This window comes from Blastopirellula sediminis (genome assembly GCF_020966755.1).
Taxonomy (GTDB): Bacteria; Planctomycetota; Planctomycetia; order Pirellulales; family Pirellulaceae; genus Blastopirellula; species Blastopirellula sediminis.
Window position 1 is genome coordinate 634,582 of the sequence record NZ_JAJKFT010000002.1, and the last position, 17,335, is coordinate 651,916.

Annotated in this window: 11 protein-coding genes and 1 pseudogene; 4 read left to right on the top strand and 8 right to left on the bottom strand. The window is 59.6% G+C overall.

All coding sequences use genetic code 11. The features are described 5' to 3' along the window. The first annotated feature begins 18 nt into the window (after nucleotides 1-18). The gene (locus LOC68_RS02955; RefSeq protein ID WP_230215591.1) at nucleotides 19-3,414 is read left to right on the top strand and encodes a c-type cytochrome domain-containing protein; all 3,396 of its coding nucleotides are present in this window, start codon (nucleotides 19-21) and stop codon (nucleotides 3,412-3,414) included. A gap of 13 nt (nucleotides 3,415-3,427) precedes the next feature. Here LOC68_RS02955 and LOC68_RS02960 read toward each other — a convergent pair whose 3' ends face one another. The 5 genes from LOC68_RS02960 to LOC68_RS02980 all read right to left on the bottom strand — a co-directional run bounded on the left by LOC68_RS02960 (nucleotide 3,428) and on the right by LOC68_RS02980 (nucleotide 9,435). Continuing rightward, a complete protein-coding gene (locus tag LOC68_RS02960) occupies nucleotides 3,428-4,102 on the bottom strand; it encodes a CBS domain-containing protein (RefSeq protein ID WP_230215596.1) in 675 nt (224 codons plus the stop codon). Between the two features lie 157 nt (nucleotides 4,103-4,259). Beyond that, nucleotides 4,260-5,909, bottom strand: a complete 1,650-nt coding sequence (locus LOC68_RS02965) for an ABC transporter permease (RefSeq protein WP_230215598.1) — start codon at nucleotides 5,907-5,909, stop codon at nucleotides 4,260-4,262. Next, nucleotides 5,906-6,853, bottom strand: coding sequence for an ABC transporter ATP-binding protein (locus LOC68_RS02970; protein WP_230215600.1), 948 nt, complete (start codon nucleotides 6,851-6,853; stop codon nucleotides 5,906-5,908). The genes LOC68_RS02965 and LOC68_RS02970 overlap by 4 nt, the downstream gene beginning before the upstream one ends. Nucleotides 6,854-6,857: 4 nt before the next feature. Next, a complete protein-coding gene (locus LOC68_RS02975; RefSeq protein ID WP_230215602.1) occupies nucleotides 6,858-9,059 on the bottom strand; it encodes a hypothetical protein in 2,202 nt (733 codons plus the stop codon). Between the two features lie 85 nt (nucleotides 9,060-9,144). Continuing rightward, the gene (locus LOC68_RS02980) at nucleotides 9,145-9,435 is read right to left on the bottom strand and encodes a hypothetical protein (RefSeq protein ID WP_230215604.1); all 291 of its coding nucleotides are present in this window, start codon (nucleotides 9,433-9,435) and stop codon (nucleotides 9,145-9,147) included. Nucleotides 9,436-9,591: 156 nt separating this feature from the next. Between LOC68_RS02980 and LOC68_RS02985 the strand changes: the two genes are divergently transcribed. The 3 genes from LOC68_RS02985 to nadE all read left to right on the top strand — a co-directional run bounded on the left by LOC68_RS02985 (nucleotide 9,592) and on the right by nadE (nucleotide 12,959). Next, nucleotides 9,592-9,987, top strand: a complete 396-nt coding sequence (locus LOC68_RS02985) for a metallopeptidase family protein (protein WP_230215612.1) — start codon at nucleotides 9,592-9,594, stop codon at nucleotides 9,985-9,987. A gap of 115 nt (nucleotides 9,988-10,102) precedes the next feature. Further along, nucleotides 10,103-10,861 (top strand): putative metalloprotease CJM1_0395 family protein, encoded by a 759-nt coding sequence (locus tag LOC68_RS02990; RefSeq protein WP_230215614.1) that lies wholly within the window; start codon nucleotides 10,103-10,105, stop codon nucleotides 10,859-10,861. Nucleotides 10,862-10,952: 91 nt separating this feature from the next. Beyond that, on the top strand, nucleotides 10,953-12,959 hold the full coding sequence (nadE, locus tag LOC68_RS02995; RefSeq protein WP_230215621.1) for an NAD(+) synthase: 2,007 nt from the start codon (nucleotides 10,953-10,955) through the stop codon (nucleotides 12,957-12,959). 309 nt (nucleotides 12,960-13,268) lie between these two features. Here the strand turns inward: nadE and LOC68_RS03000 are convergent, their stop codons facing one another. The 3 genes and pseudogenes from LOC68_RS03000 to LOC68_RS03010 form a co-directional block, all read right to left on the bottom strand. Continuing rightward, nucleotides 13,269-16,016: a hypothetical protein gene (locus LOC68_RS03000; RefSeq protein WP_230215623.1), complete on the bottom strand. Its 2,748-nt coding sequence runs from the start codon at nucleotides 16,014-16,016 to the stop codon at nucleotides 13,269-13,271. A 337-nt stretch (nucleotides 16,017-16,353) separates the two neighbouring features. Next, a pseudogene (locus LOC68_RS28725) lies at nucleotides 16,354-16,506 on the bottom strand (peptide chain release factor family protein); the annotation flags it as partial. Nucleotides 16,507-16,584: 78 nt separating this feature from the next. Next, nucleotides 16,585-17,274 carry an SDR family oxidoreductase gene (locus LOC68_RS03010; RefSeq protein ID WP_230215627.1) on the bottom strand — a complete coding sequence of 230 codons (690 nt, stop codon included), beginning with the start codon at nucleotides 17,272-17,274 and terminating at the stop codon, nucleotides 16,585-16,587. Nucleotides 17,275-17,335 lie beyond the last annotated feature (61 nt).

Below are 17,335 nucleotides of genomic sequence, written 5' to 3' on the forward strand. Positions count from 1 at the left end.
ATTACCCCCCGGCGTGCGATGCGTACCTATTTGCTAACGACCCTGATGCTGATCGTCGCCGCGACGGCGACGGCCGCCGAGCCGAACGTCGACTACACGCGCGACGTTGCGCCGCTGTTGACCAAGTACTGTGCCGGCTGCCACAACCCGGATGACGCCAACGCTGAGCTAATCCTCAGCTCCTACGACGGGCTAAAAGCGGGAAGCGAAAGCGGCTCGATTCTTTCGGCGGACAAACCAGCCGACAGCCTCCTGTTGTCGGTGATGTCGCCAAACGGCAAGCCGAAGATGCCGCCCGCAGATGAACCGCAACCGACCGCAGAAGAGATCGCGCTGCTAACGCGGTGGGTTATGGAAGGCGCCAAAGGTCCGCAGCCCGGCGACGCTGCGCCGATGATGAACATCCCGAGCGTCGCGCCCCGTGCCGATCTACAGCCGGGTACCAGTTACATCGCACTTTCGCCGGACGGGAAGCAAATGGCGATCGCGCGCTACGGCAAGGTCGAGCTCGCTCCCTATCCCGCCGGCAAGACGACGCACTTCCTCGACTTTCCTGGCAAGGTCAACCAGATCGCCTTTTCGGCGGATGGTTCGCTCGTCGCCGGGGCAGGGGGGCAAGTTGGCGTTAGCGGCGAAGTCCGCATTTGGGAGGTCGCGACCGGCGAGCTGAAGCAAACGCTCCGCGGCCATCGTGACGCGATCTATTCGGTCGCCTTCTCCCCCAACAGCCAATGGCTCGCCACCGGCAGTTACGACAAAGATGCGATCCTCTGGGATCTGCAAGCGGGCTCGCCGCTGAAGACGCTCGCCGGGCACAACGACGCGATCTATGACCTGGCCTTCCGCAATGATTCGAAAGTGCTGGCGACTTGCAGCGCCGATCGAACCGTCAAGCTGTGGGACGTTGACTCAGGAAAGCGGCTCGAAACCTTCGGGGAAGGGACCGACGAAACGAACGCCGTCGTCTTCTCGCCGGAAGGTAAACGAGTCGCCGCGGCGGGCGTCGACAATCGTATTCGCGTCTGGCAAGTCAGTCCCTCCGCCGCGGAAGGAACCAATCGGCTCCTCTACGCGAAGTTCGCCCACGACGCGCCGATCCTTGACCTGGCTCTCTCGCCCGATGGCAAGCTCCTCGTTTCGTCGGCCGAAGATCACACGGTCCGCTTCTGGCGGTTCGCCGACATGCAGCTATTGGGAGAAACGCCCCGCCAGGCTGACTGGCCCGTTTCGCTGGCGGTAACGCAAGACGAGGCGCTCGTGGCGCTGGCTCGCGGCGATTGGCGCGTCGAACCTCTGGCGGCCATTCGCGCGAAGTTGAGCGACGCCACCGAGACGATCGGCCAGCCCTACCATTTCCCCGCCGCGACTCGAGCGGCGGAGAACGTAGCTTGGGACAAGTTGCCCACCGCGGATGAAGCGGAGCCAAACAACGCGCCCGATACCGCGGGAACGTTGGCCTGGCCGCAAGTGATCCGCGGCATCTTGCAGGACGACGCCCCTGGCGGCGACGTTGATCTTTATCGCTTCTCGGCAAAAGCCGGCGAGCAGATCCTCTTCGAAACGCGTGCGTCTCGCGACAGTAGTCCCGCCGATACTTGCCTGGAGATCTTGGACTCAAGCGGCGAGCTCGTTCCAAGCGTCCTGTTGCGCGGCGTGCGGGACGCGGAAGTGACTTTCCGCGGAATCAACTCGTCGACGATCGATTGCCGCACCACCAACTGGGAAGAGATGGAGCTGAACCAATACCTCTACATCCAGGGAGAAGTGGTTCGGCTTTACCGGATGCCGCAAGGTCCTGACTCCGGTTTCAATTTCTATCCAGGGCAGGGGACGCGGCATTCCTATTTCAATACGACCGCTCATTCCCACGCGCTGTTTGAACCATGCTACATCGTCGAGCCGTACGCCCCCGGCTCCGACTTGCCCGACAACGGCCTGCCGAACTTTACGCTCTATTACCAAAACGACGACGATAGCGAGCAACGAACCGGCGGAGACTCGAAGCTGACCTTCGTCGCGCCGCACGATGGCGACTACCTCGTTCGCGTTCGCGACGTCCGCGGCTTTGAAGGCGCCGATTCCAAGTACCAGCTAATCGCACGTCGCCCGTTCGCCGATTTCTCGGCCAACTTGCAAGGCGCCAATCCGACGATCAACGCCGGCAGCGGCAAAGCCTTCTCAGTCAAGATCGAGCGGTTCGACAACTTTGCAGGACCGGTCGAGCTGGAAGTGACCGGCTTGCCTCCCGGTTTTCAGGCGACGTCGCCGCTGGTGATCGAAGCGGGGCATATCGAAGCGACCGGCGTGATCTCCGCGCTTCCCTGGGCCCCGGCGCCGACTTCTGCGAATGAGTCGACTTCCAAGGTGATCGCCAAAGCGCTGATCGACGGCCAGGAAGTGAAGAAAGAAATCGGTTCGCTCGGCAAGATTCAATTGGCCGAGCGCCCCAAGCTGACCGCCTACCTCTCGCCGCAGCCGACGAACGGCAGCCCGTTCGGCAATCCGCCCCCTTCGCGAAGCTGGCGCACGCTTCGTCCAAGTCAGTTTGTAACGAGCGACGAGAAGTCGGAGCTCGCCATGCTCAACGATGGATCGCTGTTGGCGCTGGGAGCGAATCCGGAGCATGATCAGTATCGCGTCGAAATCCCGATCGCCGCCGGCGAAACGGTCAGCGCGATTCGACTCGACGTCCTCGGCCACGCTTCGCTCCCGAGCGGTTCGCCGGGACGGGGGGACGGCAATGGCAACTTCGTGTTGACCGGCTTGAAGCTGTCCTATAAGGCGCCCGGCGAGGATCCGCAGCCGCTTCCCTTCGCGTCGGTAAAGGCCGACTACGCTCAAGATGGACACCCGGCCGCCAACATCATCGACGACAACCCGAAAACCGGCTGGGCGATCGCCGAAGCGAAAGATGGCAAGTACCCGGTCAAACGGCAGGGAACCGATCCCTCTCACTTTGCCGAACTGGAGTTGGCCGCGCCGCTGACGACCACCGCAGCCGGTACGCTAATTTGCGAACTGGCCCATGAAGCGAACGCCGGTCATCAAGTCGGACGGTTCCGCTTGTCGGCTAGTTCGGAGACGCCGATCGCCATCGATTGGAAGTTCCCGATGGTCGAAGATACGACGATTACCGCTGGCGAGACGATCGAGTGCCAACTGCGGGTCGATCGCAATGGTTTCGAAGATCGCATTCAGTTCGACGTGACGAATCTGCCGCATGGGGTGATCGTCGACAACATTGGGCTGAGCGGGGTGACGATTCCGGCCGGGCAGTCGCAGCGGACGCTCTACTTGACGGCCGCAGCTTGGACGCCAGCTTCGGAGCGTACCTTCCAAGCGACTACCAAAGTGGAAGGGAATCAAACGTCGCTGCCGATGCGGCTGAGAGTCGTTCGACCAGAAGCGCCTTAAGAGATTCCGCCGCTTAGATCATGCAATCGGCGTATTCTTTTTCCGGAACGACGCCGCCGCTGCGCGAAATCCGTTCCATTTGCAGGATGCGGAGAATGCTTTGCAGCGTCAGCAGCAAGTCGGTCGTCGTGATGATGCCGACGACTCGATCTTCTTCCACCACCGGAAGGCAGGAGATGTTGTTTTCAATCATGTGCGACACAGTCGGCAGCAACATCGATTGCGGCGAAATCGCCATCACCGGGGCATGCATGATGTCGGCGGCGATCCCATCTTTGACCGCCAGCAAATCGCGGTCGCTGATTACGCCGACCGCTCGTTCGGTCTCGTCGACAACCACCAGGTGACGCAAGTGCTGGGTGGTCATCAAGCGGCGCATTTCGGCGACGTTCCGTCCCGGTTGCACGCGAACGACCTGCGTCGACATCAGATTGCGAACTTCGATCTGGTTTTCCAACAACATATCGAGGTCGTTTTGCAGACGGCGCAAAATGACTTGCCGCTTCTCGTACAGAGTCGAACGGCGGGCTTCGTGCGCGCTCGGCGCCGGGCGAACCACTTCCTTCGACTTGCTCCAGCGAACTGACAGCAGATAGCCGACCAACACGCCGATGGCGAGCGACATCACAGCAACCGAGATCGTCGGCGAAACCGCCTGATCAAACGCCGCCATCGATCCGAACCACATTTGGACGCCGCTACCCATGGATCTGCCCTCGCCTCTGAAACAGCATACTCTGTTCGAAGAGTAGGGCGAATTCGGACCAGCGGCGGAAAACGGCGATTAAATCACGCCGTCTCCGCGGGGGGCCGCAGGGTCAAACTCGTCGAAATCGGCGCAATCGTTACTCCTCATCCCAGGGGCTTTGCGGAATTAACTGCGCCTCAGGCTCAAGCAGTCGATCCTCTTCCGCAACCCGATTGGGCGCCGCTTGGGCGGTCGGAACGATGTCGGGCGCCGAGAGGATGATCTGCAGGCCGAGCATGGTGACGGCGCCGCCAAAGAGGAGCACAATCGCGATTCCCAGTTCCGAAATCCAGATCACCTGCGGTTCGTCCAGGATCATCGTAAGGGTCCAGAACGGATTACTGATCTGCACCAGACTATATTCGTCGTTCGGCAGCCAATAACTCGACAGCTGAATGATGATCGGGATGAAGACGCCGAAGAGCAACAGCAGCAAGTGAATGATCGCCGATAGAAAGATGTCGCCTGATCCGAGCCGCCGAATCCCCATCATCAGCAATCGTCCCACGCCTAGGTAGATCGCCACGTAGCTGGTCGCAGCGACGGCGTAGGCGGCGACCATTCGAACGTCGTAAGAGCCTCCCGACCCAAAGTAAGGCCAAAGCAGACTGAGCGCGAAGGCCGAGACGGCGCCGCTGATCATGCCGCTGACGGCGAACAAATAACCACGCGCCGGTCCTGGCAAAAACCAATTGGAACAAAGCCGCGCCAGAATGGTCTTGGGAATCGAGCGACGGACCCGCGGCGATAGGACTGGGCTTTCTCCCACCATGAGCGCGCCATGGATTCCCCAGTGAATCGCCAGAAACGTGATCATCGCGCTCAAGACGACGTTCTCGTACCCCGACTCGATGTATCCCCAGCAAAACCAGACGATAAACAGAAAGTGCTGCACCAGCATCACCATTCGCATTTTCGTCGAACGGTTTTCGCTGGCGAACGAAATCGCCGCCGCGGCGGCGTAGTAGAGCAGCGCCAAGTAGCTGAAATAGAACGTCAAGGCGCAAACGGTCAACACCCAAAAATTGGCTTCGTCATACTGTCTCCACGACGTTTCTTCGACAATCGCTCCGACCGACAGTCCAATCGCCCCAAAAAAGGCGATCAGAAACAGCACGATTACGGCGACCGAGAGGACCGATTGCCACGACTTGGAGTTGGTCACCGTCGCCAACAACAGTCCCGCCATCGACAACATCACCGAAGCGAACGTCGCCGCGATCATCACAATGCAGATGGTGATGATGTCGATCCCCCGCAGCAGATAGGTAAACGCCACGCAGGGGGCCAGCGCCGACAGATAGACGATCATCTGCAGGATGGCGCTTCCCAGCTTGCCGCTGATGATCTGGGTTGGAGGTAACGTCGAAATTGAAAGTAACTCGTAGGTCCCGTCTTCCCGCTCTCCCGCCAAAGAGCGAAACGCGGTGAAGGGAATAATCACGATCAGCGGAAAGAGGAGAATGTCGACGTAACCGACCAGCATCATCGGCCCGTTGGCCGAATAGAAAATCGCCGGCGAGTTAAGCGCGACGCCCAGCAGCGACCAGGCCCAACCGCAAGCCAACACCAACGTGAAGGTGACGGCGAATTGACGACTCTTGAGCGCCTGACGCGTCTCTTTCACCAGAATCGGGTTGAGAAACTCGCTGCAGTATTCGACCCACTCGTCAAAGCGGCGCCAACGACTCGCAGGCGTCCCCTCCATTCGGTCTTTGAAACTTGCGGCCGATTCTACGGTCGTCATTGCACTCTTCCTTGGGTCACCGTCAAGAAGACGTCTTCCAGCGACGTATGCTTGGCGCCAAATTCCGCGATCAGGAAATTCGCTTCAATCATCTGTTTCAAGAGCGCCGCTTCCGAAGTGCGATCGCCGGTATGCGAAAACATCAACAGCTCGCCGTCGACGATGACGTTGGAGATGTCTTCGCGCTCGGTCAGCCAATTGGCCAGTCCGATTGAGTTCTCCAGGCAGCGAACGCGGACGGTCGAATGTTCGACGCGTCCCCGCTGAATGTCGGCGACGCTGCCGGTTGCGAGCAATTGCCCTTGCTCGATGATGCCGACGATATCGCACATCTCGGCCAGCTCAGTCAAAATGTGCGAACTGACCAGGATCGATTTGCCGTCGCTCGCCAGGCGAGTAATCATCTCGCGCAGTTCAATGCGAGCTCGCGGATCAAGCCCCGCGGCCGGTTCGTCCAGGATCAAGACGGCCGGATCGTGGATCATCGACCTCCCCAGACAAAGCCGCTGCTTCATCCCTTTCGAGAGCCCGTTGATCGGCTTCTTGGCCAGGACGTCGAGCCCGGTGAAGTCCATCGTGTAATTCAGCGCTTTTCGTCGCTCGTTGCCGCGGAGGCCGTAAGCGCGAGCGAAGAAGTCGAGGTACTCCCAACAGTTGACGTTCGAGTAAGTGCCGAAATAATCCGGCATAAACCCAAGCCGGCGGCGGACCCGATCGGGATCGTTGATTACCGAAAACCCGTCAATCAGCGCATCGCCGGCGGTCGGCAGATCGAGGGTCGCTAAGATTCGCATGCTGGTCGTCTTGCCGGCGCCGTTCGGGCCGATATAGCCGAAGACTTGTCCGGCGGCGACTTCAAACGAAATGTCGTTTACCGCCTTCGTCGAACCGAAAAAGCGATGCAAACGCCGTAGCTCGATCATCGGGTGCGAGGTCGCGATCATCGGTTCACCAACTTCCTCGAACGAGTTCGACGCTCTGTTCCGAACGAAACTTCGTAACGCCGACCGGCGTCAGCGAAGTCCGTTCAACCAGCGCTTCGTAAGTGTGCGGGGCGCCAGGAAACGTCGAACGAATCGACTCGTTCAGCTCGCGTTCCAGCCGACTTGTCCCTTGCGAGACTCCCATCGATTCTTCCGGCAGTTGCTGAAAGTAATAGCGATTGCGGTTTCGATTACTTGCGTTGTAGGCGTACTGATTAAATCCAATCGGCAATTCCAGATCGTATTCTGCTAACAGTTCGCGAATCTTCCCCGCCTCGGCCGGAGTGCTGATCGCCAGCGTGCGCTTCTCGCCAGCCTTCAGATCGCTCGTGACGAAGAGATGCTTGGGGTCCTTGCCGTTGATGACGACCTGCTTGATATCGGTCCCCAGCAGGTTTTCGACTTCCAACGAATCCCCTTTCTCGGTGATCGCCAGTTTCAAATCGGTCTCGGTCGGGCGAACGACCAACATTTGATGCGTGACGCGCGAACGGAAATAGCCTCGTTTGAAATGCTGCGAATCTTCGCTGAGCACCATTAGTTGATCTTGGCCTCGATCGGTGGGGGTCTGATTGATCGCAAACACCGCCGCATCGCGGGGAAACTTGAAACCGGACGATGGGGCGAGCCCGGCGTAATAGGCTTGTCGCGACCAGACGACCGCTTCGCCGGTTCGTTGATCGAGGAGCGTTACGCCGCGCGTACGCAACTTGATGCCAAATCCGTCAGAGAATAGCGCGAAGCCGATCAAGGTGAGCGTCACGATCGCCGCGCCGGCCGGTACGGTCACGATGATCCAATTGAGTCGTCCGGCGCTACGGAGCAGAAAATAGTTGACCGGGCCGATTACGATCACGAAGAGTGAGATCAAGAGCTGGAAAGAGCGGACCGGCGCCTGGCCGACGCCAGGAATCATAAAGTGCCAGTAATGTTCGTTATCGCGAAGTTGCGACAGCCCAAACCGCTGAAACCACATCCAGCGATCGCTCCCCATCCGGTCGAGCAACTCGCGCCACTGCCGGACGTCGCCGGGAAAGGGATCCCCTTCCATCGCCACGACCAGGCCAAACTGCCAGGGACGCATTTGGAAATTGGGAAGCGGCAGATTTCCGCGGGGATCGGTTCCAGCTCGAAACGAACCATCTTCCGCGACATACGACGCGAGATAGCTGTTGCCGTAAAAGCCGCGCGTTCGCAATTGCTCGAGACCTGTTCGACGTGCGTAGGGACTGCGGTCGGTCCAGGCCTTCTGATCGTCCGGCGATGGCATACCGAGCAGCTTCGCCAATTCGACGCTATCTTCGTCGAACGAACTGCCGTCGGTTCCAAGTTCGGTCACCAACAGATTGCCGCCGCTGCGAACCCACTCGGTCAGCGCCGCAAACTGCGGCGGCTGATTCTTTTTCATTCCCTGCAAGTCGGCCAGCGAGATGAAGATTATGTCGACCGAAGTCAGGCTCAGCCATTGCTGCGGCATTTCGCCAGGGTTCAAGATGTCGACGCGTCCCAACGACCAGAGCGAGTTGAGCACCACCAGTCCCGATTGCCCACCGCCGACTAAGTTGTTGATGGAGCCACGTGCGGAGACGCCGGTCTCGTTCAGGAAGACGCGCAAGTCAGGGATCGGCGACGTTCCATCTTTATCGAGGATCACCTTGATCTGTTCGTTGTACCAGGGGAGACGTTGATTTCGATTCGGCGCATCGGAGTCGATCAGGATGACCGCAGGAAACGCTTCGCTGACGTCATTCACCCCGTCGGAAATGGACACGCTGCCGTCATTGCCGGTCGACAGATCCTTTAGTTCGACCCCATCTTCGTAAGTGGTGACCTGCATCTGGTACCACAGCGCCGTCCCGGGCGCGGGAATCTCGGTCGTCGCCGTCGTCGCTCCTTGCGGCAGTTCGACCACAGCGCTGATCACCTGACGATTCCGCCAATACCATTGATCCCAACCGCTCAGTTCGACGGTCAAAACGCGGTCCGCTTTGGTCGGCAGGCCATTCGACGTGTTCACCGTCACCCGAATCGGACGATAGCCGCTGTTCTGAACCCAGTCGGTGTTAATGGTCATCGTCAGACCATGCTTGATCGCTTTGCCGGCGGCGGGAAAGGAGGCGACGCCCCGATTTTGTCCCCAGACGGTCGACGCAGAGGCCAGAACCATGGCGACAATCCCCAGCGCACGCCATGTCGGCTTGGACCCTTGCATCGGACGATATTTCCTGAGGAGAGCGAAAAGCGGAGGAGCGTCAGTCGGCGACATGATGGTCGGTCGGCAAAATCTGCGGAGCTGGGGTCTCATTAGCGAAGGGAGAGGTCAGCGTCTTGCGCTGCGTCACGCTGAAAATCGTCGAGGCGAGCGCTGCAACCGCAAACAACATGACCTGTCCCAGAGCCCAAACCACCAGCGCGAGAACCGTCAGCAGCAAGGCGATCGCCCAGGTTTGCCCCATCACTGCGCAGGCCGCGACCCAGCAGAGGGTCGCCACCACCGCCGTACCGATCAACATGACTCGAATCGAGAATTGCAGTCCTAACATGCCGCTTATTGTCTTCGACTCTGCGAGCTTTTCAAGAATAATGTCGATAAGGCCGCCAATCCCTTGTTCGCTCGAGCGGACGTAATCTTGGCTTGGGGGCGTTTTTTCCCTATGGTTGTCGTTAGATCGCTGCGTTGGCCTCGAGAATCTCCGCTGATGAAACCGAAATTACGCCAGCTGTTCGATACGGAATTAGAAGCCGTATTAGCCCAACTTCCCGCAGCGATCCACGAGATCCTGGAAGAAGTCCCTCTCTACGTCGAAGACTTTCCGTCCCTCGGCTTGATGAAGCAGCTGCACATCGAGCGCCGCGACGAACTATGCGGGCTTTATACCGGCGTCGCTCTCACGGAGCGAACCAGCGAGGATAGCGGCATGCTTTCGGACGCCGTCCAGATCTTCCGCGAGGGGATCATCGCCAAGACGATCGACGTCGCCGGCGAGATGAACCTGGAAGAGCTCCGTAACCAGATTCGGATCACGATCCTGCATGAGCTGGGTCATCATCACGGCCTGGATGAAGATGACCTGCACGAACTCGGTTACGGCTAGCAGCTGCGCGATTTCGGCAGCATAACCGCTACTTTCGGAAAACTGGCCAAGTCGCCGCCCCCGGGGGCCGACACAGAAAGTGGATCGGTCCATTTTCTCTGGCGCTATTTCGGCCATGCACGTTCAACCGCTGCTCCTGACCTCGGTCAACCTGGTTGGTTCGACGCTGCGCAGCAGTCGATCTTCGTACTCCAGCTGTTCGTCCTGCGATGAGGCGCAGAAGTCGTCGCAACCGGAAGATGAGCTCTCCCTATCTCCCGAAGCCCAGGCCGCTGCAGCGGCCGAAGATCCGACTGCGAGCACCAGCCCAACCGAGCTGACGCCGGAAGAGGCCGAGCAGGTCGACAAGCTGAAGTCGCGCGATCAGGAAGTCCGCCAGCACGAGCAGGCACATCTGGCCGCAGCCGGCGGTTTCGCCCTGGGCGGCCCGACTTTCACCTACCAGAAAGGCCCAGACGGCCAGCAATATGCGATTGGGGGCGAAGTCCAGATCGACACCTCGCCGATTGAGGGCGATCCTGAGGCGACGATCCAGAAGGCCCGCGTCATTCAAGCGGCCGCCCAAGCTCCCGCTGAGCCCTCGTCGCAAGACAAAGCGGTCGCCGCCGCAGCCGCTCAACTGCTGCAGTCGGCCCAGCAAGAGCTGCGCGAGCAACAAGCCAATCCAGAGGACGAACTCGACGGCGAGCAGCTGCTCTCCGCAGTCGACGTGAATGCGTCGGCCAAGCCCGGCGAAACCGACGCGAATTTCACCCCCAGACAAGCCGACGCCGCGGCGAAATCGGCGGTGATCAGCTATTTTCTGGAAGAGGCTCAGCAGGCCTATTCGCAAAGCTCCCCCCAGGCATCCGGCAATCTCTTTCTGCTAGCGTAGAATAGAGAACCCGCGGCGAACCTCTTTTCTCCGAGCGGCATCTAGATATAGTATAGATAGTGTTATTTTGACACATTAAAGGATTCGTCAGGTGAAACTGGTCAAGGTCGCCGCCGCCGTCGTCAACCAAACGCCGCTCGATTGGCAAGGAAATCGAGACCGGATACTGGGAGCGATCGAAGAGGCGAATCTCAATGAAGCGTCGATCCTCTGCTTGCCGGAGCTCTGCATCACCGGCTACGGCTGCGAAGACGCGTTCCTGTCGGCCGACGTTCAGCGCACCGCCTTGGCGGTGCTGAAAGAGATCGCTCCCCAGACGCGCGACATGTTCGTCACGCTTGGTCTGCCGATGACCTATCGGGGCGTCCTCTACAACGTGGTGGCGATTCTGGCCGACGGCGAAATCGTCGGCTTCGTTCCCAAACAAAATCTGGCCGGCGACGGCATCCACTACGAACCGCGATGGTTCAAGCCCTGGCCGGTCGGTCTGCGAGCTGAAGTCGAGATCGACGGCCGCGAGTATCCGTTCGGCGACTTGGTCTTCCGCATCGACGACGCGTTGATCGGTCTAGAGATTTGCGAAGACGCATGGGTCGCCGATCGCCCCGGCAGTCGCCAGGCCCGGATCGGCGTCGACATCATTTTGAACCCCAGCGCCAGCCACTTTGCCTTCGGCAAACATGAAATCCGCCAGCGGTTTGTGCTGGAGGGTTCGCGAGCGTTCCATGCCAGTTACGTTTACGCCAATTTGCTGGGGAACGAAGCGGGCCGCGCCATCTATGACGGTGATGCGATGATCGCCACCGGCGGACGAATGCTGGCCGTCGGACCGCGACTCTCGTTTCATTCGTTCCTCGTCACGACGGCGGTGATCGACCTCGACCTGACGCGGATGTATCGAGCCCGCAGCGAAGCGTTTCGCCCTGACTATCAAGGCTCGCAGCAGCCGGTCGTGCATGTTCCGTTCGTCTTGCCCGAGATCGAACCGGCGCCGGCTCGATTTGATCGCGCCGAGTGGGAAATGAGTCCGGATCTGAAGCAGGAAGAATTCACGCGAGCCGTCGCGCTCGGTCTCTACGACTACTTGCTGAAAAGCCGTTCGGGCGGGTTCGTGGTTTCGATGAGCGGCGGCGCCGACTCGGCGGCGACGGCGCTGCTTTGCAGCTTATCGCTGCGAATGGCGGCGGAGGAACTTGGCTTTGGCGCCTTGAAGGAATCGCTCGACTTTATCAAGGCGGCCAAGAATGCCGATTCGGTCGAAGCGCTGATCGGCGCGATCCTCGATTGCGTCTACCAGGCGACGCGCAACAGCGGCCAGACGACGCTCGCTGCGGCACGCCAGGTTTCCGACGCGATCCACGCCAAGTTCCACCATTTCCACGTCGACAAGATCGTCGAGCTCTATACCGAGCTTGGCGCCCAGGCGATCGGCCGTCCGCTGAACTGGGCGACCGACGACATCGCGCTACAAAATATTCAGGCTCGCACACGAGCACCCAGCGTCTGGCTGCTGGCGAACCTCCGCGGCTCGCTGTTGCTATCGACCAGCAATCGGTCGGAAGCGGCGGTCGGTTACGCCACGATGGACGGCGATACCAGCGGCGGCCTTTGCCCCATCGCCGGCATCGATAAAGCGTTCCTGCGAAAGTGGCTCGCTTGGATGGAGACGACCGGTCCGAATGGATTTGGGCCGACGCCCGCGTTGAACGCGATCAACGTGCAAGCGCCGACGGCCGAACTCCGACCGCAAGAGTCGGGACAAACCGACGAAGCCGACCTGATGCCGTACGATTTGCTCGATGCGATTGAACGGGCTGCGATCCGCGACAAACAATCGCCGCTCGAATCGTATCGCCAAATGCTGGCTCTCTTCCCACAATACGACGAAGAGCAACTAGCGCACTGGATCGAGCGGTTCTTCAAGCTCTGGTCGCGCAACCAGTGGAAACGGGAACGATACGCTCCGAGCTTCCATCTGGACGACGAAAACCTCGACCCCAAAACCTGGTGCCGCTTCCCGATTCTCTCGGGCGGTTTTGAACGAGAACTAGCCGAGATGTGGCGTGCCGTTCGGCATGAAGGGGAAGAGGAGAATTAGGCAAGGCGTTTGAGGCTCCGTCGCCGTATCTCATTCGCCAACTCGGCTCCGTAGTGGAGTTCGATAAACTTAAGGCCTACTTGGACTTCGCTGAAGTGCGGAAATCGTCGTCGAATCGCAGCTTTGGAGAGCTCCCGAACCTCGACGCTTAACTTCAACGCCAACGCACATCTTTCCGTTGGCGTCATCTGCGCCATCAACGATCGCTGAACTTCCTCCGCGTCGACCGTCGTATCTTTCGCGTATCGTTCGACAATCGGATCGGATATCGACAACTTCGTTCCAATTTCCTCGATCATACGGCCTGCCTTAGAACTCCTGCCCTTGCGTTTTCGGCGGGGGAATCTCCTCCCCCTTTTTCTCGGGCTTCTTTTCGGTCTTCGGTTTCGCCGGAGTGCCGCTGCCGAAGAAGTTGAAGGTCGGCAGTTTCAACGTCGGCTCGGCCTTTTCGCGCCACATGTCGATTTCGGCGTTCAGGACCACCTGGCCGTCTCCCATGCTGACGCGCGCGTTCAAGCCGCGGAACCACTTCATGAAGTTGGCTTCAAATTCCAGCTTTTCGTCCCCCCACGCGGTCGACTGCCAACGCTCGGCGTCCCCTTTGCCGACCGTTTCGTACTTGCCGTTGAGCGGACACACGAACTCCAGCGCCAGCAGGTCTTCGGCAAAGTCCTTCGCCTTACCGATCGGCACGCCAAGTTGGTTGGAGACTTGCTGGAAGTAGCGGACGTTGCTGAGCGACCCCTTCTTCGCCCATGACTGCGCCATCGCATTGGCGAGCGGCGTGACGTTGGCGTCCGAAATGTCGCCGATATGAATGCGGGCCTGGGCCGGATAGTCGTCTTCGGCCAGCGACAACTGAGGAGTCACGTATTGCAGGATCTCGCGATGGAACGAGAGGGTCGAAAACCCGTTGTACTCGCGCCGCCACAGCCCCAGCGGAAACTGCGAATATCCGTACTGGTCAGGCGCCGCCATTTGGCCGATCACCGGGATACGGTCAATCAAACCAGGTTTCGGCCACGCGGTCAGATAACCCGGTGTCGATTGCATCATCCGGAGCGTGTTCAACAATCCGCCGTTGGCGTAGCTGTCGATCGGAAATGGCACGTCCTGCAGACCGACGCCGTAGTGATACAGCTGATTGTCGAAGTCTCCCTTGAGGACGAACTGAATCATCGCCACGTCGCCGGGGGCGGGAGCGATCTGACGCTTGATTGGCGGTCCCAACCGTTCGGTCAGCATCCCATATTTCTCCTGCACGAACGGCGTCATTCGCGCGTCGATCGTCAGACGTTCCGTACCCTTGTCGTCCAGCTTGAAGCGATAGATCCCGGCCATTAGCGGATCCATTTGGCTCCAGTGCGAAACGTGGAACTCACGAACCCGTTCAAAATCGCGGGCTTCTTCCAAATTGACGCTCGTCACCGGCACGTCGGCGATCGGCAGGAAATTGCCAGGAGCGCCGCGGAGCGAATCGCGCAATTGGCCGTCAAATTCCACGACGTGACTTCCATCCGGACGGCGACCGAACGAGGTCGGCAGATATCCGTTGGCGATCAACTCTTCGTCGGTAAAGTTGACGAGCCCTTCATTCATCGCCGCAGCGCGGGCCAACTTTAACAGTTCAATCTCGGTCGTCGCTCGCAATCGTCGACGCAGTTCGACGCGATATTGCGGGCTGTACAATCCCTGAAAGAATTGCGACGACATGTAGCAGAAGATCGTATCTTCCCGCTTCAGCGGCAACAGCATGCGAGCCTGAAGAAACTCGGCCGTCGCGCCCAGGCTTTCGGTCTCGGCGTTCAGCGTGATAAATTGCTCGGCGATCGTGCGCGAACTGGTCACCAGGTGAAAGTCGCCGCGTTGCGCGTAAAACGAGCGAATCGTATTGTCCGGCGTGGTCAGGGCCGAAATTTCTTGGCCGGCGACCTTGATCGTTTCCAGCTTCGCCCCCAACTTTTTGTTCAGCCGAAGCGCCTCTTTGCGGTTGGTATTAATGTCGTTGGCGAGCAAATCGTTCGCTTTCGCCTGGAAGAGCATCCCGATGGCGGCGCCTTCGCGGGTGTAGGCGTCGCGGCCGATCAGCGCCACGTCGGCGACGACCGTATCGCCGAAGAGTTCGGAGAGTTCCGATTGCTTCAGCGCCAGTTGCTTCTGAACCACTTCGTTCAGACCGATCTTCACTCCGCGGCTCGCGATCATCATCCCCAGATCGCCGCCGTTTTCGTCAATCAGCTTGTTGAGCCAGAGATAGTTGCTGAGCTTGCCGAAGCGGACGTAAAAGCAATCGGGCGGAACCGCTTTCGCGAGCGGTTCAATCGGCACTGCATTCACCGGACGAGGTGCAATGATGTCGGTCCAATTGATCGGGCGCGGCGTCGGCAGATCAGCCGGCGCTGTGATCGACTCGTCCATCATCACCGAACGCATCTCCGCGGCGCGGACCTTGTCGGAGTTCATCAACACGAAAACCGATTGATCCGGGCTGAACGCGTCTTGGTTTTCCATGTCGCTCTTCGAGAGCGGCGGCATCGGCAGTCCTAACCGCCGCGACAACATCGCGGTCAGATAGGTCTCCATCACCATCGGATAATTCGCCGACTCCTTTTGATCGCGAACCGCCTCGTGGTACTTGCGCCACCAAAGCAACTCCATCGCGGTCAGCATCGACTCGTGCGGCGGAGGGGTTGGCGTCACGCGAAACGTTTGCGGCGTCGGCGTCGAAACCGTGATGTTGAGAGGCTCGTTCCCCGTGAACAAAAAGTAAACGGTCAGTCGCTGCGGCGGAGTCACCGCGTCGATGCCGGCTAGCGCTTGCAAGAAGCCGAGAACGCGTTGCTTTTCAAATGCGGGGTAGAAGATGCGATTATCGGCCTCATGGATCGAGAAGCCGCTGCTGTCGACCGGATCGCCGAAGTCCGCTTTTTGAAACGAGACCGTGATCTGGCCGACGCCGAACGGCTGTCCCGAAATTGCGACCGCTTCGGCGGCCTGGACCGATGCGCTCACGAGCGTCATCGCCATGATTCCGAACAAAGCTATCCAAATTCGCATCACGCTTTCCTTGTTGATAAAACGTTCCGCCAGTCGCGGCTGGCTCGCTTCAGGTTAAGGGACGGAGTCCCCGCTCCTTCCGCTGCTCGTTGAGACGTTGAAACGCGGCTGGTTCATCCTTGAGAAACCGGACCAATTGCGTCGTACTGCAGGATAACGATTGGGCCGCTAATTTGGCATCCCAATCGGCCGCCGCCAGGTAGTCGAGCCCCTCCGCCAACATCGACGGAAAGTCGTCGTGCGACGGATTTACGGCAATTTTTCCGCCGCGAACCCGCGATTTCCAGAGCGAGCTGGGGGGATCTTCGAGCGAAACCGGCGAACGCAACTGGTCCGCCAGGCGTAATCTTAGTCGAAACAGGGCAATTTGGCGATTTTCGGCCTGGCTGCGCCGCTCGTTCGCTTCGGCGCTGATCCCACTCGGCCGATGGGTTAATACGACCGCCGTTTCCACTTTGTTCCGGTGCTGCCCCCCCGGGCCACTCCGCCGCTCGCGGCGCATATCGCACTCGGCCAGCAATCGCTCTTCGGTCCAATCGGCGGGATGATCGCGCATTCCACTGGTCACTTAGACGGAACAGGTCAGCGACTTGCCGTTATCGGCCGGTCCCAGGTTGAGCAGAAACGGCGCTCCAGCCTCCGCCCATTTGTCGGCCGTGGAAAACCCTCCGGCGCTTTCCCCGATGCAAGCCTGCAGCATGTCGGTGTTGACCGCGCCGGGGCTAAACGGAACGGCCGCCATGCCGCGCGGCAATTCTTTCGCGAGGGACAGCGTCATTCCTTCGACCCCATACTTCGTGCAGCAGTAGGGGGCAACCTTGGGCGAGACCGATCGTCCCCAGCCGGAACTGAAGTTGACGATGACTCCCTGCTCGCGCTCGACCATCGCCGGCACGAACGAGCGGATGACGTAGAACATTCCTTTCAGGTTCACGTCCATCAAGTCGTCGAATTGATTTGGCTCGATTTCCCACAGCACTTTGGAATCGTTGATCAGCGCCGCATTGTTGACCAGCAGGTCCGGCGGTCCATATTGGCCGAGCACTTCGCCGGCCCAAGCGGCGACCGCTTCGTAGTTGGTCACGTCGAGCACATCAAAGCGATGCGGACCGCCAAACGTCTCGGTCAGCTGAGCGACAAGGTCCGCATTGCGCCCGCAGCCGATCACCGTATGTCCCGCTGCAATAAACTTGGCGACCATCGCCCGGCCTAGCCCGCGCGTCGCTCCTGTGACCACAATAACCTTCGCTTCGCTCACCTCTAGTTCCTTATTCGCCAGCGGCATGGGTATCCAGTTAAGCATACGGCCGCACGCTGGC

What these genes read in the sequence shown, in the direction of transcription:
- LOC68_RS02985 (WP_230215612.1), top strand. Translation starts at nt 9,592, where the DNA reads ATGAAACCGAAATTACGCCAGCTGTTCGATACGGAATTAGAAGCCGTA.
- LOC68_RS03000 (WP_230215623.1), bottom strand. Translation starts at nt 16,016, where the DNA reads ATGCGAATTTGGATAGCTTTGTTCGGAATCATGGCGATGACGCTCGTG.
- LOC68_RS02970 (WP_230215600.1), bottom strand. Translation starts at nt 6,853, where the DNA reads ATGATCGCGACCTCGCACCCGATGATCGAGCTACGGCGTTTGCATCGC.
- LOC68_RS02975 (WP_230215602.1), bottom strand. Translation starts at nt 9,059, where the DNA reads ATGGTTCTGGCCTCTGCGTCGACCGTCTGGGGACAAAATCGGGGCGTC.
- LOC68_RS02960 (WP_230215596.1), bottom strand. Translation starts at nt 4,102, where the DNA reads ATGTGGTTCGGATCGATGGCGGCGTTTGATCAGGCGGTTTCGCCGACG.
- LOC68_RS02965 (WP_230215598.1), bottom strand. Translation starts at nt 5,909, where the DNA reads ATGACGACCGTAGAATCGGCCGCAAGTTTCAAAGACCGAATGGAGGGG.
- LOC68_RS02980 (WP_230215604.1), bottom strand. Translation starts at nt 9,435, where the DNA reads ATGTTAGGACTGCAATTCTCGATTCGAGTCATGTTGATCGGTACGGCG.
- LOC68_RS02990 (WP_230215614.1), top strand. Translation starts at nt 10,103, where the DNA reads ATGCACGTTCAACCGCTGCTCCTGACCTCGGTCAACCTGGTTGGTTCG.
- LOC68_RS02955 (WP_230215591.1), top strand. Translation starts at nt 19, where the DNA reads ATGCGTACCTATTTGCTAACGACCCTGATGCTGATCGTCGCCGCGACG.